At 63.7% G+C, this 23,525-nt stretch carries 15 protein-coding genes; all 15 read right to left on the reverse strand.

What is annotated here, in order from left to right; genetic code table 11:
- Nucleotides 1–99: 99 nt before the first annotated feature.
- Entirely contained in the window at nucleotides 100–1,233 is a 1,134-nt protein-coding gene (locus GEV39_RS11010; protein ID WP_173888944.1) for an HlyD family secretion protein, read from the reverse strand.
- Nucleotides 1,230–2,879 carry an MFS transporter gene (locus tag GEV39_RS11015; RefSeq protein ID WP_173888945.1) on the reverse strand — a complete coding sequence of 550 codons (1,650 nt, stop codon included), beginning with the start codon at nucleotides 2,877–2,879 and terminating at the stop codon, nucleotides 1,230–1,232. The genes GEV39_RS11010 and GEV39_RS11015 overlap by 4 nt, the downstream gene beginning before the upstream one ends.
- 257 nt (nucleotides 2,880–3,136) lie before the next feature.
- Entirely contained in the window at nucleotides 3,137–5,653 is a 2,517-nt protein-coding gene (locus GEV39_RS11020; RefSeq protein ID WP_173888947.1) for an excinuclease ABC subunit UvrA, read from the reverse strand.
- Between the two features lie 57 nt (nucleotides 5,654–5,710).
- Nucleotides 5,711–6,808 (reverse strand): type VI secretion system protein TssA, encoded by a 1,098-nt coding sequence (gene tssA, locus GEV39_RS11025; protein WP_173888949.1) that lies wholly within the window; start codon nucleotides 6,806–6,808, stop codon nucleotides 5,711–5,713.
- Between the two features lie 95 nt (nucleotides 6,809–6,903).
- Complete coding sequence (locus GEV39_RS11030; RefSeq protein ID WP_009686731.1) at nucleotides 6,904–7,422, reverse strand: Hcp family type VI secretion system effector; 519 nt, start codon at nucleotides 7,420–7,422, stop codon at nucleotides 6,904–6,906.
- A gap of 143 nt (nucleotides 7,423–7,565) precedes the next feature.
- Nucleotides 7,566–10,058 carry a type VI secretion system membrane subunit TssM gene (gene tssM / locus GEV39_RS11035; RefSeq protein WP_173888951.1) on the reverse strand — a complete coding sequence of 831 codons (2,493 nt, stop codon included), beginning with the start codon at nucleotides 10,056–10,058 and terminating at the stop codon, nucleotides 7,566–7,568.
- The gene (tagF, locus tag GEV39_RS11040; RefSeq protein ID WP_173888953.1) at nucleotides 10,055–10,963 is read right to left on the reverse strand and encodes a type VI secretion system-associated protein TagF; all 909 of its coding nucleotides are present in this window, start codon (nucleotides 10,961–10,963) and stop codon (nucleotides 10,055–10,057) included. Before tagF ends, tssM begins: the two co-directional genes overlap by 4 nt.
- Nucleotides 10,960–14,760 carry a type VI secretion protein IcmF/TssM N-terminal domain-containing protein gene (locus GEV39_RS11045; protein ID WP_173888955.1) on the reverse strand — a complete coding sequence of 1,267 codons (3,801 nt, stop codon included), beginning with the start codon at nucleotides 14,758–14,760 and terminating at the stop codon, nucleotides 10,960–10,962. The genes tagF and GEV39_RS11045 overlap by 4 nt, the downstream gene beginning before the upstream one ends.
- Nucleotides 14,761–14,790: 30 nt before the next feature.
- Nucleotides 14,791–15,507: a type IVB secretion system protein IcmH/DotU gene (gene icmH / locus GEV39_RS11050; protein WP_173888957.1), complete on the reverse strand. Its 717-nt coding sequence runs from the start codon at nucleotides 15,505–15,507 to the stop codon at nucleotides 14,791–14,793.
- Entirely contained in the window at nucleotides 15,504–16,847 is a 1,344-nt protein-coding gene (tssK, locus tag GEV39_RS11055) for a type VI secretion system baseplate subunit TssK (protein ID WP_009686737.1), read from the reverse strand. The genes icmH and tssK overlap by 4 nt, the downstream gene beginning before the upstream one ends.
- Entirely contained in the window at nucleotides 16,844–17,566 is a 723-nt protein-coding gene (gene tssJ, locus GEV39_RS11060) for a type VI secretion system lipoprotein TssJ (protein WP_173888959.1), read from the reverse strand. Before tssJ ends, tssK begins: the two co-directional genes overlap by 4 nt.
- A gap of 25 nt (nucleotides 17,567–17,591) precedes the next feature.
- Nucleotides 17,592–20,189, reverse strand: coding sequence for a type VI secretion system ATPase TssH (tssH, locus tag GEV39_RS11065; protein WP_029887850.1), 2,598 nt, complete (start codon nucleotides 20,187–20,189; stop codon nucleotides 17,592–17,594).
- Nucleotides 20,186–21,256 carry a type VI secretion system baseplate subunit TssG gene (tssG, locus tag GEV39_RS11070; RefSeq protein WP_009686740.1) on the reverse strand — a complete coding sequence of 357 codons (1,071 nt, stop codon included), beginning with the start codon at nucleotides 21,254–21,256 and terminating at the stop codon, nucleotides 20,186–20,188. The genes tssH and tssG overlap by 4 nt, the downstream gene beginning before the upstream one ends.
- Nucleotides 21,220–23,040 (reverse strand): type VI secretion system baseplate subunit TssF, encoded by a 1,821-nt coding sequence (tssF, locus tag GEV39_RS11075; protein ID WP_009686741.1) that lies wholly within the window; start codon nucleotides 23,038–23,040, stop codon nucleotides 21,220–21,222. The genes tssG and tssF overlap by 37 nt, the downstream gene beginning before the upstream one ends.
- The gene (gene tssE / locus GEV39_RS11080) at nucleotides 23,040–23,522 is read right to left on the reverse strand and encodes a type VI secretion system baseplate subunit TssE (protein WP_009686742.1); all 483 of its coding nucleotides are present in this window, start codon (nucleotides 23,520–23,522) and stop codon (nucleotides 23,040–23,042) included. The genes tssF and tssE overlap by 1 nt, the downstream gene beginning before the upstream one ends.
- Nucleotides 23,523–23,525 lie beyond the last annotated feature (3 nt).

The following is a 23,525-nucleotide window of genomic DNA, read 5'->3' on the forward strand; positions in this document are numbered from 1 at the left end:
CGAAAAGGAAGCGCGATTCTACGGGGTTGCGAGGGTTTGCCCAAGGGGCCTGGCCCTGCGACGAGACGCCGCAGGCAGCCAGGCAACTGCGCCCGGCAGCTAAGGCTGCACCCGGGTATCGATACTGACCACGACCGACATCCCCGGCCGCAACTGCCGGGCGGGTGGCTGGTCGGCATCCACGGTGATCCGTACCGGTATCCGCTGGGCGATCTTGACGAAGTTGCCGGTGGCATTGTCGGCCTGCAGCAAGGCGAACTCCGAACCGGTGGCTGGCGAAATCTGCTGCACGTGCCCGTACAGCTTCAGGTGGTTCAGCGCGTCCACGGTAAAGCTCACGGGTTGGCCGATGCGCACATTGGCCATCTGGGTTTCCTTCATGTTGGCGATGACCCACAGGCTGTCGGGCACCAGCGCCATCAACTGTGCACCTGAATTGACATAAGCACCCAGGCGCGTGCCGATCTGCCCCAGTTGGCCGTCACGCGGCGCGGTAACCCGGGTGTTGTCGAGGTCGATGCGCGCCAGCGCCACGGCGGCCTTGGCGTTTTCCACGGCCGCTTCGAGCGCAGTCCGGTTGACCACCACGGTCTCCCGCTCCTGGCGGGCGATTTCCAGCGCGGCCTTGGCCTGGGCCAGGCTGGCGACGGCAGCTGCCTCGTTGGCGCGGGTCACGTCCAGTTCACTGCGGGAAACCGAGCCGTCGCTGACCAGCGCCTGATTACGGCGCAGGTCGGCCTTGGCTTTGGCCGTCTGGGCCTGGGCATCGCCAATGGCGGCCTGGCGCTGGGCAATGGTGGCTTCGGCGCTCTTGCGCTGTTGCAGGTTGTTGGCCAGGGCTGCCTGTTGCTGCTGCAATTGGGCGAGGGCCTGGGCCAGGCGCTGCTTGTAGATACGGTCGTCCAGTTGCACCAGCAGGTCGCCGGCCTTGACGAACTGGAAGTCGTGCACGGGCACGTCGACGATGTAACCACTGAGCTGGGGGCCGATCAGGGTGACCTGCCCGCGCACCAGGGCATTTTCGGTGCTTTCGATGGCACTGCTGAAGGGCGGCAGGCGCCAGGCATACAGCACCAGCAGAACACCTGCCAGGGCCACGGCGGCGAAGCAGATCGAGGACAGCAAGCGCACCCGCCGCGTGCTTACCGGGCTACCCGGTTCGCTGGGGGGCGTGGCGCCTTCCGGGGTTTCGGCGATGGCGGTGGTGGTCGTGGTACGGGTGTCGTCGGTCATCGGGTGGGCACGCCGGGGGTGGAGTCGGTGGTGGTGGCCTGGCGTTTCGAGTACCAGAGCCAGGCGCTACGTATGCAGATCCAGATCATGGTCAGTATGGCGATGCTGCCGATCAGGACGAACACATCGTTGTAGGCCATGACATTGGCTTCGCGGCTGGCGGCCGTGGCCAGCAGGCGCATGCCGGCTTCAGTGCGCAGGGCCGGGTCGGCGAGGATGCCACTGTAGGCTGCTGCACCGCTTTGTACGCGGGCATTGACCAGTGGTTCCAAATAACTGAGGTGGTCCATCAGGTGGCTGGAGTGGAACTTCTCCCGCCAGGTCTGGAAGGTGCCGAGCAAGGCCGCGCCAACCAGGCCGCCAACGTTGTTGCAGATGCCGAACAGCACCGAAAAGCTGACCAGGTTACGGGGGTTGGCGCGCACATGGCTGATGCCCAGGGCCATCGACGGCCCCAGGAAGAAGGTACTGCCAAAGGCCAGCAGGAACTGGCTGAAGTACATTTGTGCCGGGCGCGTGAGGTTGCTGGAACCGCTGTCGATGAATGCACCGACGGCCATGGCCAGCAAGGACACGAACAGCGGGATGATCAGGTGGTTGGGGTTTATGGTCAGGGCACTGCTGGCCAGGCCCGCCACGGCACCCAGCAGCATGATCCAGTACAGGCTGCGCATCTGCTCGCTGCTCATGTTCAAGGCCTGCAGAAAGCCTACCGCCCCTGTGGATTGCTCCGAGGTGACCATGCGGATCAGCACCACGCACAGGGCCAGGCGGATGATGGCGCCACTGCCAAGCCAGCGGGTCATCAGCAACGGGTTGCGGCGGTTGTGTTCGATGGCCAGGCCGCTGAGCATCAGCGCAATCGATGCCGCCAGCGCCACGCCGAGCCACGGGGCCTCCAGCCACCAGTCTATGCGCCCCAGCGACAGCACGGCACAAAGCAGGGCGGTACCGCTGGCCATCAGGGTGAAGGTCAGGAAGTCCAGTGGCTCGAAGGTTTTGAAGCGGTCGCCGGGTGGCAGTTTGAGCAGCAGGACACATCCCAGTGCCGCCAGGGCCAGCCCGAGTTCGAACAGGTACAGCCCGCGCCATTCGGCTATTTGCAGCAAGTCTTCGGAAAAGATCCGCGCCAGGGGTAATGCCAGCTGCGAAGCGCCCAGGCCCAGTACCATGGCCTTCAACCGCCATTGTGCGGGGAAGGCCTGGATCATGTAGTACAGCCCCAGTGAGCTGAGCGCGGCGCCCACCATGCCGTGGGCAGCGCGTACGGCGATGGCCGAGTTGAGGTCGTTGACCAGCAGGTGGGCGAAGGTGACCAGAACGTAAAGGACCAGGAACACCTCGGTGAAGGCGCGCAAGCCGAATTGCTGGCGGAATTTCACCAACAGCAGGTTCATGGACACGTTGGTCATCACGTAGGCCGCTGGCAGCCAGGCCATTTCCGCGGTGGTGGCACCTAGCGCGCCTTGCAGGAATACCAGGTTGGCGGTGACCAGCGCGTTGCCCAAACCACCGGTAATGGCTACCAGCAGGCCGACCACGCCATACGCCAGGCGTTTGGCTGGCGAATGCAAAGGCGTGGAGGGGGAACCTGGCAGGGTGGGCTTTTCGTGGGGTAGCCACGCGTGTGGGGCGTATTTGTTCATGGGGCAGACTGTACTTGAGCGGCGCTTGTTGCTGCTAGGTGCAGGCTTTGGTTTTGAACATAGTGTGCGTTGCCGGTAGCACCGTATTCGCGGGTGGCACCTAACCCAGCGCGGTGGCTGGCACCGGCTGCGCCGGTGTTCGCGGGCACGCCCGCTCCCACAAGGGAGCGGGTTTATCCGAGGAAGGGCCGGGCCTGCTGGCTGACGGGTGCGTCAGAAATCTATGCTGGCGGAGGCACACGTGCGGGTACGGGCCCTTACAATGCCTTGGCCAGAAACGCCGCCGTGCGGCTTTCCTTGCAGTTGGCCACCACTTGCGGTGTACCGCTGACCACCACCTTGCCCCCGGCAGCCCCGGCACCTGGCCCAATATCGATCACCCAGTCACTCTGGGCCACCACCCGCATGTCATGTTCCACCACCACCACGCTGTGCCCAGCTTCGACCAAGCGGTTCAGTTGCACCAGCAGCCGGTCGATGTCTTGTGGGTGCAGGCCATTGGTCGGCTCATCCAGCACGTACAGCGTCGCGCCCCGGGCCATGCGTTGCAGTTCGGTCGCCAGCTTGATGCGTTGCGCCTCACCCCCGGACAGCTCGGTGGCCGGCTGGCCCAGGCGCAGGTAACCCAGGCCGATGTCTTGCAGCACCTGCAGGCACCGCCGGGCCGGCGGCTGTTCGGCAAACACCTGCAGGGCCTGGTCGACGGTCAGTTGCAGCACTTGCGCAATGTTCATGCCTTGCCAGCTGACCGCCAGGGTTTCGGGGTTGTAGCGCGCACCGTGGCAGGTCGGGCAGGGTGCATACACGCTGGGCATGAACAGCAACTCGACGCTGACGAAACCCTCGCCCTCGCAATTGGCGCAGCGGCCCTTGGCCACGTTGAAGGAAAAGCGGCCGGCGTCGAAGCCTTGCGCCTTGGCTTGTTCGGTCGCGGCATACAGCTTGCGCACATGGTCGAACAACCCGGTGTAGGTCGCCAGGTTGGAGCGCGGCGTGCGCCCGATCGGCTTCTGGTCTACCTGCACCAGGCGCTTGATAGCCTCGAGGCCGGCGCTGACGTGGCCGCTGCTGGTCTGTTGCGGTTCGTCTTCCAGGCTCTGCTCTTCAGGCTCGTCGCCTTGCCCGGCATGGCCCAGGTGCGCGCCCACCAGCTCCAGCAGGGCCTGGCTGACCAGGCTCGACTTGCCCGAACCGGAAATACCCGTTACAGCCGTGAAGCAGCCCAGCGCAAATGCTGCGCTGAGGTTGTCGAGGTTGTTGCGGCTGATGCCTTCCAGCTTCAGCCAGCCACGGGGCTGACGTGGCGTACGCGGGGCCTGCGCCTGGGCGCCGAACAGGTAGGCGCGCGTGCAGGACTGCTCGACCTTGGCCAGGCCCGCCGGTGGCCCGCTGTACAGGATGCTGCCCCCGTGCTCGCCGGCGGCGGGGCCTACATCCACCAGCCAGTCGGCCCGGCGCATGGTGTCCAGGTCGTGCTCCACCACATACACCGAGTTGCCCGCCTGCTTCAGGCGTTGCAGCGCCTGGAACAGCGCTTCACTGTCGGCCGGGTGCAGGCCGGCCGAGGGTTCGTCGAGTACGTAGATCACGCCGAAAAGCTGCGAATTCATCTGGGTGGCCAGGCGCAGGCGTTGCAGTTCGCCCGATGACAAGGTGGGCGTGCTGCGCTCCAGGGCCAGGTAGCCCAGGCCCAGTTCGAGCAGGGTGTCGATGCGCTCCAGCAGTTCATGGGCGATGCGCTGCGCGGCCAGGCGCTTTTCCAGGGTCAGTTGGCTTTGCTTTGGCTCCAGGTAGTCCGCTGCCGCGACCTTGCGCAGCACCTCGGCCAGCGCTTGCAGCGGCAACTGCGACAGCTCGGCGATGTCCAGCCCGGCAAAGGTCACGCCCAGCGCTTCACGCTTCAGGCGTTTGCCGTGGCACAGCGGGCAGGCGCTGGGGCGCATGTACTGGGCGACGCGCTTGCGCATCTGTGCACTTTGCGAATGCATGAAGGTATGCATGACATAGCGCCGGGCACCCGTGAAAGTGCCCTGGTAGCTGGGCTCCAGCTTGCGCTTGAGGGCTTGGCGGGTTTGTGCCGGGGTCAGGCCGGCGTAGACCGGTGCAGTGGGCGTTTCTTCAGTGAACAGGATCCAGTCGCGCTGGGCCTGGGGCAGGTCGCGCCAGGGTATGTCCACGTCATACCCCAACGTGACCAGGATGTCGCGCAGGTTCTGCCCTTGCCAGGCCATTGGCCAGGCCGCAATCGCGCGTTCGCGGATGGTCAGTGACGGGTCGGGCACCATGGTCGCCTCGCTCACCTCGTAGACGCGGCCCAGGCCGTGGCACTGCGGGCACGCACCCTGTGGGGTGTTCGGCGAAAAGTCCTCGGCGTACAGCATGGCCTGGCCTGCCGGATAATGCCCGGCGCGTGAATAGAGCATGCGGATGGAGCTGGACAAAGTGGTCACGCTGCCCACCGAAGAGCGAGCGCTTGGCGTGCCCCGTTGCTGTTGCAAGGCGACTGCCGGGGGCAAGCCTTCGATGGCATCCACATCCGGCACACCCACCTGGTCGATCAGGCGCCGCGCGTAGGGTGCCACCGATTCGAAATAGCGGCGCTGGGCTTCGGCGTACAGGGTGGAGAACGCCAGTGAGGATTTCCCCGAGCCGGACACCCCGGTGAACACCACCAGCGCATCGCGCGGAATATCCACGTCGATGTTTTTCAGGTTGTGCTCGCGGGCACCACGGACACGAACGAAACCGGTGGGGGGAGTGGAACGTGGCGGCATGGCGCTTTCCTTGGCGGTACGGGAAGCTCACGGTAGCAGCATAGTCGCTGACGTGGGTCAGGGTTTCGGTTCGCGGGTGCCAAGTACGTCGCGAATGTTGTCCACCACATTGCTGTCTTTGATCACATCGCTCAGCCAGCCTTCCAGCGGCATGTTGCCCCACTTGATGGCACGTTCTATCAGATACGGCACCGGGCTTTGCGGTTCCGTCTGTTTGAAAAACTGGGCGATGCCCGCCAGCATGCTGAAGGCTTCGTCCCGGGTCAGCGGGGTGGTACGCATGGGCGCAGGTGCAGTGGGCTGGGCGGGAGTGTTCATGGCTTCACCTGCCTGTTCGACGGGGGCGACGCTGGTTTCGGGTTCGGCGACCACGGGGGCTGGCGGCTGCAGCTCGACACCACGGTCTTTCAGCAGTTTTTCAGCCAGCTGGCTGGCCCGGGTCAGCATGTCGGCGAGGCTGGCAAAGCTCGGTGCCTCGTGGCCGAACAGTTGCTCCGCAGTGGCCTGCAGGCGTTTGCAGGCTTGCAGGCTGTCGTTGATCTGCAGCGCCTTGTTGCGCAGGTAATCGGTGTCGGACAGCGCCACCGAGCGCTGGAATATCTCGGCGTTGATCTTGCCTTCGTTCAATGCGGTCTGCATGGCCTTGGGGTCGCGCAGGGCCAGGTTTTCCACAAGGCGTGATTCGTCGTAACGCAATACGCCAAAATTCTGCCCTTGGGTGATGGGCAAACCACCGGCGATGTCGGTGAGTGTGCTCTTGAGCCAGGACAGCCGGGCCGCCCGCTCGTCAAGGCCCTCTTCGAGGGTTGGGTACAAGTTTTCCCAGAACGCCTGTAGCAACTGTTCGGTCAGTTCCAGGCCAAAGGTGATGCCTTCGAAGTGCTCGCGCTGGGCCAGGCCTTCGCTGAGCCAGGCTGCCAGCATCAGGTCCTTGCTGTGTTGGGCGAGGCCCTGGGCAGACAAGTTGATCACCTGCTCCCAGTCGGCGGTTTTCAAATCGGTTTGCCAGTCGCCCTGGGTCAGGTAGTCGGGGTCGGCCCGGCGCGCCTCCTTGATCTGGTCGAACAACGCAGAGAAGCTCAAGTCTTCGCCACTGCCACCTTCGATGGGGGCGACCAGTGCGGCCAGCGAGAGGTCATTGAGAATGTCAGGCATAAAGCACTCAGGTTCTGGCTAGTGAACAGCGTGCCAGGCTGGGCTGGCACGCTGTGAGGGATGGGCCGCTGAAGCGGCCCTGGGCATGCAGGTGATCAGGCGAAGACTTTGTTCGCGGTGCGGTCCCAGCCACCTACGATGTTGCCGCCGGCTTGGCCGTCGGTACGGTTCTGCTGGGTGTAGGTGGTTTTGATGCGGGCGAAGTTGAAGGTGATTTCTTCGATCGGCAGGTCGCTGACCGCCTTGTCTTCACCGGCCTGGTTGCCACCGGCAACGAACTTGACCGACGACACCACGACTTCTTCCATGTCGATGGTCAGGTAGGTGACCTTGTCACCACCGGCGCGGTTGACGTTGAGCTTCAGCTTGGCAATGTGTTTGCCGGTGCAGCAGTGCTCGAACAGTTTGGCCGATGCCTTGTCGACCGATTTGCGGATCTTGAAGTCGCTCAGGGCAACACGCTCGGACGACGCACCGCCCGAGGAGCTGGCAGTCGCCGAGGTCGCCTGGGTGGCGCCGTACTCGTAGCCCAGCACTTCGATCCAGTCCTTGTGCTTTTCGTCCAGTACTTCGCCTGGGATGCCGTCGATTTGGATATACGCGTCAAATGCCATTGTGAAACTCTCCATTAACAACTGGTAAAGGGTTGCTCATGCGACCCTTGGTTTTTCACCTCGCCGACAGGGCGGCAGAGGTAGCGTGCCGCCACCCGGTGCTCCTCCTGTGAGCCCGGGTGGCCGGTTGGTGCGGCGCGCGCTCAGTTGAGCCCGCGCACTTCGATTTCTACCCGGCGGTTGGGCTCCAGGCACTTGATTAACTGGGCCCGTGCCTGTTGCATGTCACAGTTGACCAACGGTTTACGGCTGCCTTCGCCCTGGGCCACCACCAGTTCGGCCGGGACGCCCTTGCCGACCAGATAAGTCCGAATGGTTTGCGCCCGTTGTTTCGATACCTGCAGGTTGCTCTGGCTGTCACCGAGCTGGTCGGCGTGGCCGGAGATGACGATCTTGCCGATATTGGGCGTGTTCAGCAGTTTGCTGGCGATGGCACTGAGTTGGTTCTGGCCCTCGCTTTTCAGGCTCTGGAAATCCGCCCGGCCAAAGGCGAACAAGGTGTCCGATTCCAGCGTGATGGTCTCGATCGCGCGTAGCGACTGGGCACGCAGGCTGTCGATGTAGTTGCGCGAGCTAGAAATCAGGAAGGCGTTGTCGAGAATGCGCGGCACGTCCGTTTCGCGGATCTGGTCGGCATAGAATGTGATCTGCCGGCTGGCGTACAGGTAGTCCTGGTCGCCCTTGCCCTGGTTGGCCTCGGACAGGCTGTGGCCGGTGTGCCGGGCGATGGCCGGGTACCAGTAGTCGGGCAGGTGCGCCTTGAGAAACGCTGGGTCGGCCTTCTCCCGCTGAGCGGGCGAAAGCATCACGTAGGTGTCCAGTGTCGCCTTGCCGAAATCGGCGATCGACTGGGCGCGGTTGTCATGTGGCAGGGCTTCGGCCTCGACACTGTCCACGCCGCTCACCGGTTGCAATTCGCGGGTATTGCGTTGGTAGACCTTGAGCGTGGTCAGCAGGTAGAGCGTGCGGGTGAGGTTGTCTGCGGTGGGCTTGAGCATCACCTGCTGCAGAGTGGTGAAGTAACGGTCGCGCAGCAGCGGCTCAACCTGATGGCCCTGGTACAGGCCCAGACGCAGGCTGAACGGTACACCCTGCTCACGGTGCTGCCGGTAGTAATGAGCGGCCCAGAAGCGCAGGCGGTCCAGGCTGCGCCAGGCGGCGTACTGGCCATCGGCAGCCTGGTCCTGGCGCTTGGCCTCGGCCAGCTCGCCCGCGATGCTGCCCAGCACCGCACGGTTGTTCAGGTACGACCAGCCCCACAGGCTGCACAGCACCAACCCGGCGAGGCTGGCACAGGCCACCCAGGCGGCCTTGCGCCGGCGCTCGCGGTGGTTGCTGGTGTACAGCGCCACCAGGTGCTGGTCGGGGATGATGACCTTGCGGAACAGGCTGTTGATGAACAGCGGCGCAGGCTGGCTGCCTGCGCTGACCGCCCCCTCGCCGTGTTCCAGGGCAAAACGCTCGGCAACATGCTGGCCATGGCTGCCCCACAGCGCTTCATCGGCCTGCAAGGCGGCAGTGAAGTAGAAGCCACGCAGCATTTCGGCATTCTGGTAGGGGTTGGCCCGCAGCAGGCTGTCGACGAACGCCTGCAGCCGTGGCTTGATTGCGGCCAGCTCCAGCGGGAAGCGGTAAGCGGCGTCGTTTTGCCGCGTTACCTGAATGTCCTGCTGCACCAGTTGCTGGCTGGCAACCTGCTGCCAGTAGCGGGTCAGGTCGTCCATGGCCTGGCCAAAACGCTGGCCCCAGTCCGCCTGTTCGTAGCCTTTGTGCGCGAAGGTCTTGCCCATCACTTCGCCGCGCGCGGCCTCATCCAGCTGGCGATAGAAGGGGGTGAAGCCGGGTATCAGGTCGCACTTGGTGAATACCAGGTAGATCGGCAGGCGCACTTCCAGCAAGGCGCAGCTTTCCTGGATGCGTTCGCGCAAACGCTTGGCCACCCGCTGCTGGTCTTCGGCCGTGCCGTGTACAACGTCGGCGATGCTGACACTGACGATCAAGCCGTTGAGCGGGCGGCGTTGCCGGTGCTGGCGCAGCAACTGCAGGAACCCTCGCCATTTGCCGGCCTCTTCCGGGCTGTTCATGTAGCGCCCGGCAGTGTCCAGCAGTACCGCTTCAGAGCTGAAAAACCAGTCACAGTTGCGCGTGCCACCCAACCCTGCGACGCGTGCACCTTCGCGCTCGGCGTAAGGGAAGTTGAGGCCGGACTGCAGGATCATGGTGCTCTTGCCAGCGGCGGGCTGGCCGATCACCAGGTACCAAGGCAGCGCGTACAGGGCGTCTTTGGCAGAGGTGCCGCGTGGCGTGTTCTTGTGCAGGCGCTCGATGCCCTGCAGCAGGCGCTCGCGCAACAGGCTGACCTCCTCGCGGTCGGCCGGCGTGGCATTGAGTACAGCCTGGTCGGCGTCGTCGCGCAGCAAGCCTTCGAGGTTGTGATGCTGGCCGGCGCCACGGTACAGCAGCAGGACGTAGCCCGCCGACAGCAGCAGGAAAACCCCGATGCCAGCCAACAGGCTGTGCAGCGAAGCAAAGCCCAACGCGCTGCCGATCGCCCATACCAGGAAGATCACCAGGAAAAACGCCACCCCCAGCAGATAGGGTTGGTAACGCAGGCAGTAGTACTTGATCTTGTTCATACGGGCGTCGCATCCAGCGCATCGACGAATTGCTCGATAACGCGTTCAAGGGGTAGATCGAAGTCGTGTTGGCCGCGGGCCGATGCCGCAGGGCCCAGTAGCGCCAGATGCTGCTGGGCCTCGGCACAGCCGCAGAGCAGGCGATAGGCACTGCTGGCGTGGCGTGACGGGAAGCAGAACAGGCGCGGGTGCATGAAATCGTCTGCCAGCAGGCTCACGGCTGGCGTATCTGGCTGCCCGTTCATGTGGCACAGCCAAGTCAGCCACAGATCGGCTGTAGGGTTTTTCAAGCCGCGCTCAGCGGGGAGGGGCAACTCAATGCCACCCTCGAAGTCACTGTGCAGCGCCGGCCGGCATGCGCGCAGCCGTGTCAAAGCGGCGGCGCTGTCGAAACCTGGCCAGGAGCCGTGCAGTGCACGCGCGATATCGGTGAAACTGAAGTCACGCAGGAACTTGGCGTGCACCCGGCGGAACAGGTCCAGGTCCTGGGCTTGCAGGGGGCGCAAGGCCTTGACCTGTTCGAACAGGCGGGTGCCGTCGGCGCCTTGCACGGCCTGGTGCAGCAAAGGTTTTATCTGCGCGCAGAACAGCTCGCCCAAGGTGAATGGGTTGCTCAGGGCCATGCCTTCCTTGCCCTTGAGCAGTTGGTAGATGAAGAACGGATAGCGCCGGTTACTGGCGTCACGCGAGCTCAACAGCCCGCCCAGCAGCCAGTTGCCATTGCGTGCGCGGTACGTGAAGAAGCACATCGGCAACCCATCGAACAGTGCCTGCCAGTCTTCGCGGTGGCGCATAGCCGCCAGCGAGGTCTGCAGCCAACTGTCGAATTCGCAGACTTCCTCCGCCGCGCCATGCAGGCTGACGAAGTCTGCGCTCGATGGCAGTTTGCCGAAGCAGCCGATCATGGGGCACTCCTGTCGTTGAGTGCGCTTAGGGCCTTGACCTGGCTCAGGTCGGTCAGTTTTACCCCACCGAAGTTGCGCACCACCAGGCTCACACGGCCATTGGCGGTGTTCCAGCTGAAGCGCTGCTGGATGCCGTCGAGGTCGTCGACGCGGGCGCTTTCGTTCATGCGCAGCAGGCCCCAACGCCCGGGGAAGTCGAACACCGTTACCCGTGCGCCACTGAGCGTGACCACATCCAGGCGAGCGCCCGGGGCGTTGCTGGTACCTGGCCAGGCGAAGCGGCTCCAGCTGCTGCGGCCGTTGCGGTAGTGCTGTTCCTGCCCATCGAGGGTGAACACGATGTCGGTGAAGTTGGCCGAGGGCTCCAGCATGATTTCAAAGCCGTTGTCGCGGTCTGACAGGCTGGCGATCACCTGGCCTACCGAACTGGCCCGGTCGATGCTGTTGAGCATGCCAGGGTTGACCAACGCTGGTGCCTTGCCATCACCCACGCCCAGGCCTTCGCCGCCGGCGAGGTTGCCGATTTCGTTGCGTTTGAAGGCTGGCAGCAGCCCCGAGTCCGGGTCTACGAAACGTTGCAGGTCTTTGACCGAGGCTTCGTTGCGGCTACCACCGGCAATCGGGTAGCGGTGTGCCATGACCTGCTGCCAGGGCTTGGCGATCTGCTGCGCCCAGGCTTTGGCGATCTGCTGGCCGGCCGGGTCACGCAAGGTCGCCCAGGCGTACTGGATCGGCAGGTTGAACAAGCCTTGCAGCGAACGCGAGAGGCTGTCCTGGCTGGTGTCGACGCTGGTTTCCACGTAATTGCGTACCGTGGTGACTTCGCTTGGCTGGCCTTCCAGGGTTTCGCTGATCAACTGCTTGCTGCTTTTGCCGACATCCTGCGACCGCTGGATGTTGTTCATGCGGACCTTGAGCTTGCGCAGCGCCGCCAGGTAGCGGTCCATGATGGTGCTGTCGGCGCCTTCGGCGTTGTTCTGGGCGAATACCCGGGCAACCGGTTCGAAGCGCTTGGCGAGGCTGCCGTCGTCCACCGCCGGCAGGGCCGGGGCTACGTTGGCAGGCAGGCTGTCGTTGGCGTCGAACAGCCCGGTAACCTTGCTCCAGAAACCGTCATCACGGCCAGTGCCGGCCGAGGGTGCTTCGCGTTTGACCGGCAGGTCCCACTGGGTATTGTCGTTGACAGCCTGCAGCAGGTTCTTCACGGGGGAGTGCTGAACGTCGCTCAAAAGCCCCAACTGCTGGGTCGCCGATGCCAGGTCGGCGAAATGGCGCACGCCCACGCTGCTGACCATCTTGTACCAGGCTTGGGTGTAGTCGCGCTTGTAGCGGCTCATGAATTCGCGCACGAAGTTGGCCTTCTGCACCAGGGCATCGCCGCCGTCGCCGTCCAGTACCCAGTCGGACTCGTTGCGCAAGTTGCTCGATACCAGCTTGATCAGTTCAGGCTTGACGAACGTATCCCAGCCTTGGCGGGTATAGATCGCAGGTACCCCGGCCGACCCGTACAGCAGTGCGCGCCCAGGTTGAGGTACAAGGTCGTTGAGGCTCAGTGCCGGGAATTGGCGGCTGGATTCGAGTTGCAGGCGCAGGTATTCGCGATCGACCAGCGAACTGGAAATCATGAACGACTTGAGGTTCTGCCGGGTTTCGTTGATCAGTTGATCGTTGCGTGGCAGTGAGGGCGCCTGGCCCTGTTCCAGCAACTGCACGTACAGCGGAGTGTTTGCGCCGATCACGTCGGCGCTGGCGGGGGTGCCTTCGCCGGCCGCCGCGGCCCAGGCCTGTGGCAGGCTTGCGGCAATGAAGGCCGGGTCTGGATGGGCGTCGGGTGCCGTCAGCAGCAGGTACAGTTTGAGCGTGTTGTAGGCATCGATGATCGAGGCGACTTGCTGCTCGTCGAGGCGCCCCAGCATCTCTTCGGACAACGACAGGCCACCGGTGGTCGCGGACAGCTCGGCGGCATCGCTGGCTGTGGCCAGGTTGACCTTGGCCGCATGGGCGCCTGCGCGGGTGTTGGCCAGCGCGGCCTGCGCTTTGGCTGCAACCGCTGGGGCCAATGGCTTGGCGTTGCGCTTTTTCGGCGGGGCCGGGGTGAACTCCAGTGATTGGTTGATACCCGCGGCGAAGGTATTGAACGCGCGCATTTGCACTTGCAGGCTACGGGCGATCGGTTCCAGGGCCTGGCTGCGCAATTGCGCCAAATACGCGCTGCGGGTCACCTGGTCAACCGCCTCACCGTGGTACAGGCCGGCGCTGAGGCGCAGCGGCACGCCTTGTGTGCGATGCGACTCGACAGTGGCCATCTGCTCGCGCAGCACTTGCAGGCCTTTGCCTGCGGCCAACTGCTGCTGGCTGTCTTCGGCCTGGCCTATCTGCGCCAGCTGCAGGCGCAGATTGTCCAGCCATTGGCGGTTGTTGACGAACGACACTGCCTGCCAGCTGACAAGCAGCACGCCGGCGGCAACGGCCAGGCCCAGCAGCAGCGGGCTGAGCCCCGCCTGGCGGCCTTGGCGCGAGTGATACAGGCTCAGGTCACGGTCGGGGAAAATGACCCGGCGGAAGGTGTCGGTAATGAAGTAGCTGCGGTTGCCCGCTGCCGTGCCAGCCTGTTCGGCCTGGCCATCCTCGGCCGCCTGCAAGGCGAATTCGTCGGCGATGGCGTCTTCGTACACGTGCCCCAGTTGTTGCCCGGTCTGCAGGGCGCTGGTGAAGTACAGGCCTCGCAGCATCAATGGTGCGCCGCTGCGCTGGCCGTGGGTGAAGTGCCCGAGGAACTGCTCGAGCACACCGCCCAGCGCGGCGAAGTATTGCGGGAAGTTCAGCAGCGTGCTGTCGGCTGCAGCGCCCAAGGCGATCACTTGTGCGTCGACGTGCTGGCGAATGTGGCTGTGCAGGTTGCCCAGGCGCGCTTGCAGCACGGCCTGCAGGCCTTGGTTGCGGATTTCCGACAACGCGAAGGTCATGCCCAGCGGTTGCTGGCGTTGGTGCAGATCCAGGCCATCAAAAGCCTGGCTGAAGCCCGGCAACTGGTCGGTCTTGCTGAGCATCAGGTAGAGCGGTGGGTTGGTGTCGAGGCACTGGGCGTATTCTTCCACCCGGGCTACCAGCTGCGCTGCCAGGGCATCACGCTCTTCGCTGTTGGCGGCCAGCAGTTCGGGCAGGCTGACCACCAGCACCAGGCCGTTGATGGCTGCCTTGCCGCGCTGCTTGCGCAGCATGCGCAGGAACGCCGAAAACTCGCTTGCCGACTGGTCGTCCCGCAGGTAACGGCCGGCGGTGTCGATCATCACCGCGTCGGGGCTGAAATACCAGTCGCAGTGCTGGGTGCCACTTTCGCTGTCGTTGGCGGTGGCGATACTGGCTGACAGGCCGGAGTGGGTCAGCAGCGAAGTCTTGCCTGCCGCCGACATGCCGACCACCAGGTACCAGGGCAGGTCGGACAGCGCCGACTTGCCACCGCCGCCGGCGGAGCGGTCGGTGCGCAGCATGCTGATGGCATGCTTGAGGCGCTCGCGCAGTACCTGCTGGTCACGGAACTCGCCGGTGGCATTCCACGAGCGGTCGACTTCGATCTGCAGCAGGTTCTCCAGGTTGTGCTCGGCACGAATACGCTGGTATTGGCGCAGCACGACGGCCAGCAGGAAGCAGGCGCTGATGATGGCCAGGGCTTCGGGCAGGTGCTGCTGCAGCCACGGCAGCAGCGGCGACACCAGCCAACAGACCAACAGGCTCCCCAGCCACAGCAGTAGCAGCAGAACCCAGAAACTTTTCAAGAGGCGCAGTAATGTTTTCATGTCTTCCTGACTCGGCTACCTGAGGTGCACTCAGGCATTGAACAGCTGGCGGATTTGTTCGGAGAGGGCGGCGACGTCCTTGTCCAGCAACCAGTCAAGGGTCAGGTACACGGCGACGCAAACCAGCGCGATCAGCGCCAGGTACACCCACAGCGGCACTTCGTGGCGCAGCATCTGCGACACCTGGTCCGGCAGTGCCCAGTCCGGTGACAAGGCCTTGGGTGCCTTGCGGTAGCGGGCGATGTCCTGGCCGAGGGTGTTGGCCAGGTAACGCAGCTGGTCTTTCTGGCCAAGGCTGAACTTGCCCTCGAAGCCAAGCGCCAGGCACAGGTGATAAACCTCGAGCACATCGAGGTTCTGTTTGACATCGCCCCGCAGAGCCTCGACCTTTTCGAAAAAGCCTTCACCCGCCAGGTGCACGCCGAAATAGCGGAACTGCAAGGGTTGCAGCTCGAAGTGCTGGCGCAACGCGTTGTCGCCAGCGCGCAACACGCTTTCATCCAGGAAGGCGCACAGCGCGTACTGGGTGTCCTTCACCTGTTCGGCGCTGTAGTTGGCGGCACGGGCGTCACGTTCCAGGTTGGCGAAGAAGCGTTCGACGCTGCCCTCGAAGGCCTGCACCGAAGTGACCTGGCGGCCACGGCGCACGATCAGCGCCATGCTGATGAAGTCTTGCACCAGGTCCTTGAGCGACGGTTTGGCAGGGGTGGGCATGGTAGCGCCCTGTTGCAGTACGGCTTCGGTCATTTGAGCACCGCCATCAGTTCAAGCTTGAGGTTGGTAAAGGCGCTGGGCGCGTAGAAGCAGATGGTCTGGGCGTTCATCATTCGCTCATACACCTGGCCATGCGGCTCGATGGCGAAGTACTGGTTGTCCAGGCGCACCGGGATCGCGTTGGGGAGCCGCGCGGCGTGGTTGAGGGTAACGCCGGGCATGGCACTGTTGACCACCACCTCGATGTCTTCGGGCGAGCCGATCTTGAAGGCCCGCGGCACCAGTTCCAGCAAGCTGGCACCGGGCATGTCGGCATGGACCGACACGTAGAAGTCGGCCTCGACCAGGCGCGGGTCGTGCAACTGCCCTTGCCAATACGACGGTTTGGTCTGGGTGAGGTTGATGACGATGCACTGGTTGGGCACGACGTTGTCCAGCATCACCCTGATCATCTCGTCCAGCTTGACCAGCGATGCGGCGGGGTCGTGGTGGTCGTACTCGGGGATGTCGGCCAGTTGAGTGTCGAGGGTGAAGGTCAGCAGGCCACCGGCAAGGTCGGCAAGGAACAGGTACAGGCGCTCTGGGTGCAGGCGTGGGTGGGCCAGCAGGTGGGCCAGTTGCGGGTGCGCCCGGTTGACGGTGTTCAGCAGCCAGAACAAGGTGACGTCGCTAGAGCCGAATTCGGCGATCTGGTCGGCGCGTTCGCGGCGCCGGCCAGACAGTGCCTTGCTTTTGGCCTGCAAGGCGCCGAGCAGGCGCTTGCCAATGCCGGCCAGGGTTTCGTGGCAACCCAGGTGCAGGGTAGGGTGGACGAAATGCGGGTCCAGATTGAAACCGCCCATGCTGTTGCGGGTCAGCTTGGCCAGTGGGCAGTAGCTATAGCCATCGAGGCTATCGCCGTCGACCAGCAGCACGACGTTCAGGCGCAGGCTGGTGATCTCGTTCTCCAGTTCGCCTTCGTTGAGGTCGGGCAGGGTGTCGAACTGTTTGCGATAGCGCCGCGCTGCCTTGTGTTCCTGGCCGTCTTCGACGTAGTTGAGGCCGAACGGCTCAGGCAGCTTCAGGGCAGCGTACACCTTGAGGTCGTTGGCCTTGAGCAGGTCTTTGAGGTCACGCGCGGCCGGCAGTGGGTCGTGCTGCGGCGCGTCGTACAGGCTGCCATCGGGGAATACCAGCTTAAGGCGCTTGAGTTGCAGCGAACCGTTGCTCAGGGCGTCCTCGTCCACTTGCAGCGCCTGTACACCCCAATGGAAGGGGGTGCTGCGCAGGGTCGCTTCGGCCAACTGATGTTGGTGAAACTCGTCCTGATACTGAAAGTGCTGGGGCAGCAGGAACATGCCTTCCGACCACATCACCCGGCTCTGCTTGCTCATTTGACGCTATCCACGAAAGAGTTGAAGGAATTGTCGACGGCGTTCTGTGCTGATTTGCCAGCCATATCACTGGCCTTGTCGAGCGCGGCGTCCTGCACCTTGTCGGTGAAGCCAGGCGCGGCTTGCCTGGCGCGCTCGGCGGCGGCCTGCTGCTCGGCGGTCGGCGGCTTGTTCAATACGTCCACACCGCGCATGGCATGGATCTCGGTCTTGTCTACCAGCACGCGCAGGCCGTCCGATGAGAACCAGATCCCGTCCTTGCGCAGCGAGTCGGCGTCGAAGGCGACTTTCCAGCGGGCATCCTGCTCGTCGCGGAAAAACGCTGCCACGCCGACATACCGGGCGCTCTTGGCCAGCGGCCATTGGTCGATCTGGCCAATGCCCGGTAGCAGGGTGATCTCGCGTGCCTCCACCAGGGTGTTGCCCAGGGCTTTCTGCGGGGTAGCCCATAGGGTTTCGGCATCGCTGGCGGCGAAGCGCTCGAGGTCGGTCAGCTGGTACACGCGCATCACCACCGACAGCGGTTTGCCGTCGGCATCCGGGTTGAGCTGGTTGCCGCCATCAGAAGTCAGAATGACTTTTTCGCTGTCGGCCAGCATGTCGGCCGCCCAGCTGTCTTCCATGCGCTTGCCGATGCGGTCGGTAACCCCGCAGCCGGCCATTGCCAACAGCAGGGCAACGGCAGTCAAGCGTTTGAGGGCAGTGTGCTTGTGGTACATGACGGCAAAAACCTCCGGGTGCGGGTCAGGCCAGGCGATAGGCGAAATCGCCATCGCTGCCCAGCTCGATGACCAGGCGCTCGATGGGCGTGCCCTGGGCCATGCGCTCTAGCACGCGCTGTGCGAGCTCTGGCATCAGGGTCTGGGACAGAATGTTGTCGATGTTGCGCGCACCGCTATCGACTTCGGTGCAGCGTGCGGCGATGGCCTTCACCAACGCCGGTTCGTAGCTCAGTTCGGCCTGGTGGTTGCGCGCGAAGCGCTTGGCGATGCGCTCGAGCTTGAGCGCGACGATGCGCTCCAACACCTGGTCCTGCACCGGGTAGAACGGCACGATGCTCAGGCGGCCAAGGAAAGCTGGCTTGAATACCTGGTTCAGCTCACCGCGCAGGCCTTCGATGATGGCTGCGGGGGTGGGCTGCTGCTCGGCATTCAGGCAGGTGTGCATAATGTGCTCGGTGCCGGTGTTGGAGGTAAGGATGATCACCGTGTTGCGGAAATTGATCTCGCGGCCTTCACCGTCGTCCAGCACCCCTTTGTCGAACACCTGGAAGAACAGTTCAAGTACATCGGGGTGAGCCTTTTCCACCTCGTCCAGCAGTACCACGCTGTACGGTTTGCGGCGCACCGCCTCTGTCAGCACGCCGCCTTCGCCGTAGCCGACATAGCCCGGTGGTGAGCCTTTGAGGCTGGATACCGTATGCGCTTCCTGGTACTCGGACATGTTGATGGTGATCAGGTTGCGTTCACCGCCATACAGGGTGTCGGCAAGGGCCAGGGCGGTTTCGGTCTTGCCGACGCCGCTGGGGCCAAGCAGCAGGAATACGCCGATCGGTTTGTTCGGGTCTTCCATGCGCGCACGGGAAATCTTGATGCGTTTGCCGATTTCATGCAGGGCATGGTCCTGGCCCAATACGCGCTGGCTCAGCAGTTCAGGCAAGCGCTGAACGGTATCGATCTCGTCGCGCAGCATCTTGCCCAGCGGGATACCGGTCCAGCCGCTGATGACCTGGGCGATGGCGCCGCTGTCGACCAAGGCATGCACCAGTGGCTGGTCGCCTTGCACCCGGGCCAGTTCGCTGCGCAGGGCATTGAGCTGCGCGGGGTCGGCTTCACTGGCGGCGCTCAGGGCCTTGAGCTGTTCGACCAGTGCCAGTTCCTGTTGCCACTGGGTGTTCAGTTGCTGTTCCTGCAACTGCGCGGCTTGCAAGGCAGCCTGCAGTTCGCCGAGGCGGCGGGCATGATCGTGGCCTTTGCCGGCTTCGTCGCCCAGCACGCTGATTTCGGCTTGCAGGTTGTCGATCTGCCGACGGCAGTCTTCCAGTGCGCCAGGCTGCGAGGTTTGCGCCAGGGCGATGCGCGCGCAGGCGGTGTCGAGCACGCTGACAGCTTTGTCTGGCAGCTGGCGGCCGGTGATGTAGCGGTTGGACAGGCGCACTGCCTGCACCAGCGCTTCGTCCATGACCGCCACCTTGTGGTGTTCGCGCATTTTGCCTAGCAGGCCGCGCAGCATGTGGATGGCTTTGTCTTCATCCGGCTCTTCCACCTTGACCACCTGGAAGCGGCGGGCGAGGGCTGCGTCCTTTTCGAAGTACTTCTTGTACTCGGCCCAGGTGGTGGCGGCGATGGTGCGCAGCTCGCCACGTGCCAGCGCAGGCTTGAGCAGGTTGGCGGCGTCATTTTGCCCCGCCTGGCCACCGGAGCCGATCAGGGTGTGGGCTTCATCGATGAACAGGATGATCGGGTGCAGGCTGCGCTTGACCTCTTCGATCACTGCCTTGAGGCGGTTCTCGAACTCCCCTTTGACCCCGGCGCCCGCCTGCAGCAACCCCAGGTCGAGGGTATGCAGTGCCACATCCTTGAGCACGGCCGGCACGTCGCCTTGGGCAATGCGCAGGGCCAGCCCTTCGACTACGGCTGTTTTGCCAACCCCGGCCTCACCGGTGAGGATCGGGTTGTTCTGCCGGCGGCGCGTGAGAATGTCGACCATCTGCCGCACCTCGAATTCGCGCCCAAGCACGGGGTCGATGCGGCCTTCGCGGGCACTTTGGGTAAGGTTGACCGTGTATTGGTCCAGCGCCGGGGTCTTGCCGCCAGCCTTGCCCGTGGCAGGGGCCGGTGCCGCTGGGCCAGCCAAGGCGCTGGCGTGGCGCGATTCGGCGCTGCCCTCGACCAGAGCGGCAAGGTTCAGGCGAAGGTCGTCTGGGTTGATCTTCTCCAGCTCAGGGGCCGAGGCGACCACTACGCGATGCAGTTCGGCATCGTCCAGCAGGGCTTGCAGCAGATGGGCACTGCGTACTTGCGCGACGCCGTACTCGATCGATGCCAGCAGCCAGGCCTGTTCGATCATGCGGGTGATATGTGGCGACAGCGCCGGGGTGCGGGTGTTGCCTTTCTTGAATGTGCCCAGGGCCGTTACCAGTTGCGCCTGCAGGCGCTCGGCGACCACATCGTAGTGGCGCAGGATTGGCGCCAGGTCAGTGTCGCCGGCATCGAGCAGCTGCAACAGCAGGTGCTCGACTTCCACGTCGTAGTGTTGCTCCGAGAGGCACAGGGCTGCAGCGCTTTCTGTCGCCGTGCGGCTGGTTTCGTTGAGCTTGGCGAACAAAGACTTCAGGTTCACAAGGCGACCCCATCGTAAGGAATGTGGAAGACGGCGCAACGCGATGGCTCCGCGTCACGGCCAGGGCGTTTGAGCCAGCCCAGCCAGCCCAGGGCAAGGTTGCCTGTGCGACCGAGCTGGGCGGGTGGTACAGCCTCGGGCTTGAGCCGCGGGGCAATTTCGAAATCCAGCTCGGCACCCAGGTAGAAGCGCACCAGCTCGACCAGCTTGCGGTAGCACGCGGTGCCGGGCTGGAACCGTTGGTAATCGGCCAGGCCAAGCGGGCCGAGCTCGATGCGGATGCACGACTGGTAGTCCCAGACCCGGTTACCGGCCACGGCACTGTGGCCCAGCTGAGCATTGCGCCGCCCCAGCTGAGTACATTGTTCCGGCTGCAGGCGCAGCCAGCGCCCGGCGAACTGGCGGACTTTGATCGGCAGCGCGAAGTAGAAGCCGAGCATGCGCTCCAGGTTCAGGGCGTTGCGCGGCTTCTGGCTGAGCAGGCCGGCAAAGTAGCTGAACAGCTCGCGGCGCAGCGCCGTGGGCTGCTGCTCGAACTTGAGCCGCTGGGCCATGGGCCCGAACCCCACCATGTTGAGCAGGTAGCCGTCGAAGCGCGATGTGCCGTTGCGCTCGTGTTCGATATGAAACTTGTACTTTTGCCAGGCTTCGTAGAACAGCGTGGTCATGCGGTGCGAAAACATGTCGAGGAACGCATGCGCAGCATCGTCGCGATACTGTACGTGCCGCTCCAGCAGCAGCTCGGTGTACGGGCGTGGCAGCACACCAGACGGCCCTACCAGGCCCATGAAGGTCACCTGGACCTCCGACAACGGCCGGCCGGCAGGCGAAACCTTGCCCTCGCGTTCGAAATGCAAGTCGCTGACTTCGCTCGCCGGGAACGCCAGGGACAGCTGGGTGCGAAAACGCAGCGGGTCTTCGTGCGGGCGCGTTGCCAGGTCCATGCGCCCGGTGCGGCTGTAGTGCAGGCGAAGCAGGCGCACCAATTGAAAAAATTCGAATCGGTGCGGCTCGGCTCGGGCCTGATCGATCAGACCAGGGGCTGATCGCCAGTGCGTGCTGGCCATTGGACGACTCTCTTTTCTCGTTGTTGGGTACGCAGCGTCAGTTGGGTGAAGCTGTTCATCGAACAGTACTGGCCGAAGAAATGGTCCAGCACCATGCCGAACAGGAACACACCGCTGCCGGTGAACTGGCTTTCGTCCAGCGTCAGGGTGATACCCACACCGCGCACGAAGTTCGGCCGCGGGTGGCCGATACGCGCAACCACCGGTTCGCTGGCGATAGCCTTGATGCCGTTGATTTGTTTACGAATGGCCGAGACGTTGCGGTAGTTGTAGAGCGACAGCAACTCGAGCAGTACTTCGCGGCCCTGGCTTACCAGCGACAGGTGGTTGAGCGACAGGTGCGCAATAAGCCGCCAGATAAGGCCTTTGCCCAGTGGCACACGCATGGTGGCGGTGGGCTTGCGCAGGCAGCGGATGTCCTTGATCACCGAGTTGGCCGGGATGTTGAAATCACCGCGTTCACCACCGAAAGGCAGCATCAGCGGCACATCGCGGTTGCTGCAGGTAAGGCTGATGCTGAGGGTATCGCTGCTGGCGTCTATCAGCTCCAGGTCGCGGTCGACCACGCGGATGCTCATCGCTGTGGCATCGCCTTGGTTGCGCCGGCGGGCGATCCAGAAGCTGGTGTGCGGGTCTTGCTCGCCACGCGGCTCGAAGAATGCCTGGCAGGTGGCGACCTGGTCGATGCCACCCAGTTTGCGCACGCGCCGTACCCGATCGATCGACACCACTTCTGCGGCATTGTGCAGGCGGGTGTCGGGGGTGACCGGGTATTCGTGCCGCGTATGGGTAAGCTTGATCGGCTCGGCCTGTTGCCGGAACAAGTTGATGATTGGCGTGCAGTTGAGCTTGAAGTTGTTGCGCCCGATGTTCTGGCTCAGCCGCGCCAGGCGGTCGCCCAGGTCGTAGTCGCTGAAATAGAAATTGACCTGTACCTGTTCCACGGCCTGACCATTCAGAGGGCGGGCGAACCCGCCGAGGTCGAAGAACATGAACTTGTCTGGGAAGGTGAAATACTCGTGCAACAGCCGGTAGCCCAGGAACGAGCGTTCGGAATAGTCCACCAGGCCTTCGTCACGCCCATAACCTACAGCGCTCAGGGCACCTGCTGGCAGCACGATTTCGCGCCTGCGGCCTTGGTCGTGGAAGCTCAGGGTCGCCTTGGCGAGGTTGTTGAACAGCAGCTCGTACAAATGCAGCATCAGCGTTGCTTCACCGTCGAGGAAGAAGCGGAGGCGGTCGATTTGCATTTGCCCGAACAGGGCGTCGCCGGTGGCGGCCAGGTCGATGCTCAGGCGGGCGACCAGGTCGGCGCTGTGGCCGTTGAAAGCGGAGCGCTCCATTTCGGCGAACGTGGCCTTCTGCACCGCAATCGGCCATAACTCAACCGGGTAGCAAGTGCGGAATTTACACACCACGCCCTCAACGGCGTTGGCATGCATCTCGGTATGGCGCGCCACGCGGTAGGCTTCGGTCACCTTCTCGTGCTTGCCCAGGCTCAGCTCGGCGATCGACATCGACGGAGTTGGGCGCAGGTAGTGCGGGTACAGCACCTCAAGGAAGGACTCGACGATTTCCGGAAACTCGTCATCGAGTTTTTTATGCACCCGCGCGGAAAGGAACGAAAACGCCTCGATCAGGCGCTCGGTATGCGGGTCTTCGCAGTTGTCGCCCTCGATCAGTAGCCGCGAAGCAATTTTCGGGTACTGCGCGGCAAACTCCTGGCCGAGGAAGCGCAGGTGCGACAGTTCCTTTTCGTAGTAGGGCAGCAGTTCGTCGAGCATCAGTTGAGGTTCTGTACTTTGTATTCCTGGGTGTTGACCTGCAGCACGGCGTCGAATGACACCTGGCGGCTGATATCCTGCAGACGCAATACAGCGTCTACCCGGAAGGTCAACATGCGGTGGCCGTTCTGCTGGGCCAACAGCTGAACCCGCACCCGGCGAAAACGCCGGTCGCCGGTGCTGATCGCCCGCTCCAGCTGCTGCTGGATCAGGCGGCGATCGTGCGGGTCGAGTACGCTGCGGCTGATGAAGTCAGGCATGCCGTATTCAAGGATGGAGCCCTCAAGCTGACTGAAGCCCTCCAGCTCTTCGGCGACCAGCGACTGGCGCGTGTTAACCAGCACTTCAAGGTCGCGCACGATGCTGGCCTTGTATTCGGCCAGAGAGCAGGTACGCTGCGCGGCCGGCTCGGCCGACTGGTGAGGGCGGTCGTCCAGCAGGCGGTCGAGCAGCGAGGGCAGCAGCCGGGCTTGGTTACTCATGTG

Source organism: Pseudomonas sp. NY5710 (genome assembly GCF_013305665.1).
GTDB lineage: Bacteria > Pseudomonadota > Gammaproteobacteria > Pseudomonadales > Pseudomonadaceae > Aquipseudomonas > Aquipseudomonas juntendi.

Coding starts and splice junctions, on each gene's coding strand:
- GEV39_RS11010 (WP_173888944.1), bottom strand. CDS start 1,233: ATGACCGACGACACCCGTACCACGACCACCACCGCCATCGCCGAAACC.
- GEV39_RS11015 (WP_173888945.1), bottom strand. CDS start 2,879: ATGAACAAATACGCCCCACACGCGTGGCTACCCCACGAAAAGCCCACC.
- GEV39_RS11020 (WP_173888947.1), bottom strand. CDS start 5,653: ATGCCGCCACGTTCCACTCCCCCCACCGGTTTCGTTCGTGTCCGTGGT.
- tssA (WP_173888949.1), bottom strand. CDS start 6,808: ATGCCTGACATTCTCAATGACCTCTCGCTGGCCGCACTGGTCGCCCCC.
- GEV39_RS11030 (WP_009686731.1), bottom strand. CDS start 7,422: ATGGCATTTGACGCGTATATCCAAATCGACGGCATCCCAGGCGAAGTA.
- tssM (WP_173888951.1), bottom strand. CDS start 10,058: ATGAACAAGATCAAGTACTACTGCCTGCGTTACCAACCCTATCTGCTG.
- tagF (WP_173888953.1), bottom strand. CDS start 10,963: ATGATCGGCTGCTTCGGCAAACTGCCATCGAGCGCAGACTTCGTCAGC.
- GEV39_RS11045 (WP_173888955.1), bottom strand. CDS start 14,760: ATGAAAACATTACTGCGCCTCTTGAAAAGTTTCTGGGTTCTGCTGCTA.
- icmH (WP_173888957.1), bottom strand. CDS start 15,507: ATGACCGAAGCCGTACTGCAACAGGGCGCTACCATGCCCACCCCTGCC.
- tssK (WP_009686737.1), bottom strand. CDS start 16,847: ATGAGCAAGCAGAGCCGGGTGATGTGGTCGGAAGGCATGTTCCTGCTG.
- tssJ (WP_173888959.1), bottom strand. CDS start 17,566: ATGTACCACAAGCACACTGCCCTCAAACGCTTGACTGCCGTTGCCCTG.
- tssG (WP_009686740.1), bottom strand. CDS start 21,256: ATGGCCAGCACGCACTGGCGATCAGCCCCTGGTCTGATCGATCAGGCC.
- tssF (WP_009686741.1), bottom strand. CDS start 23,040: ATGCTCGACGAACTGCTGCCCTACTACGAAAAGGAACTGTCGCACCTG.
- tssE (WP_009686742.1), bottom strand. CDS start 23,522: ATGAGTAACCAAGCCCGGCTGCTGCCCTCGCTGCTCGACCGCCTGCTG.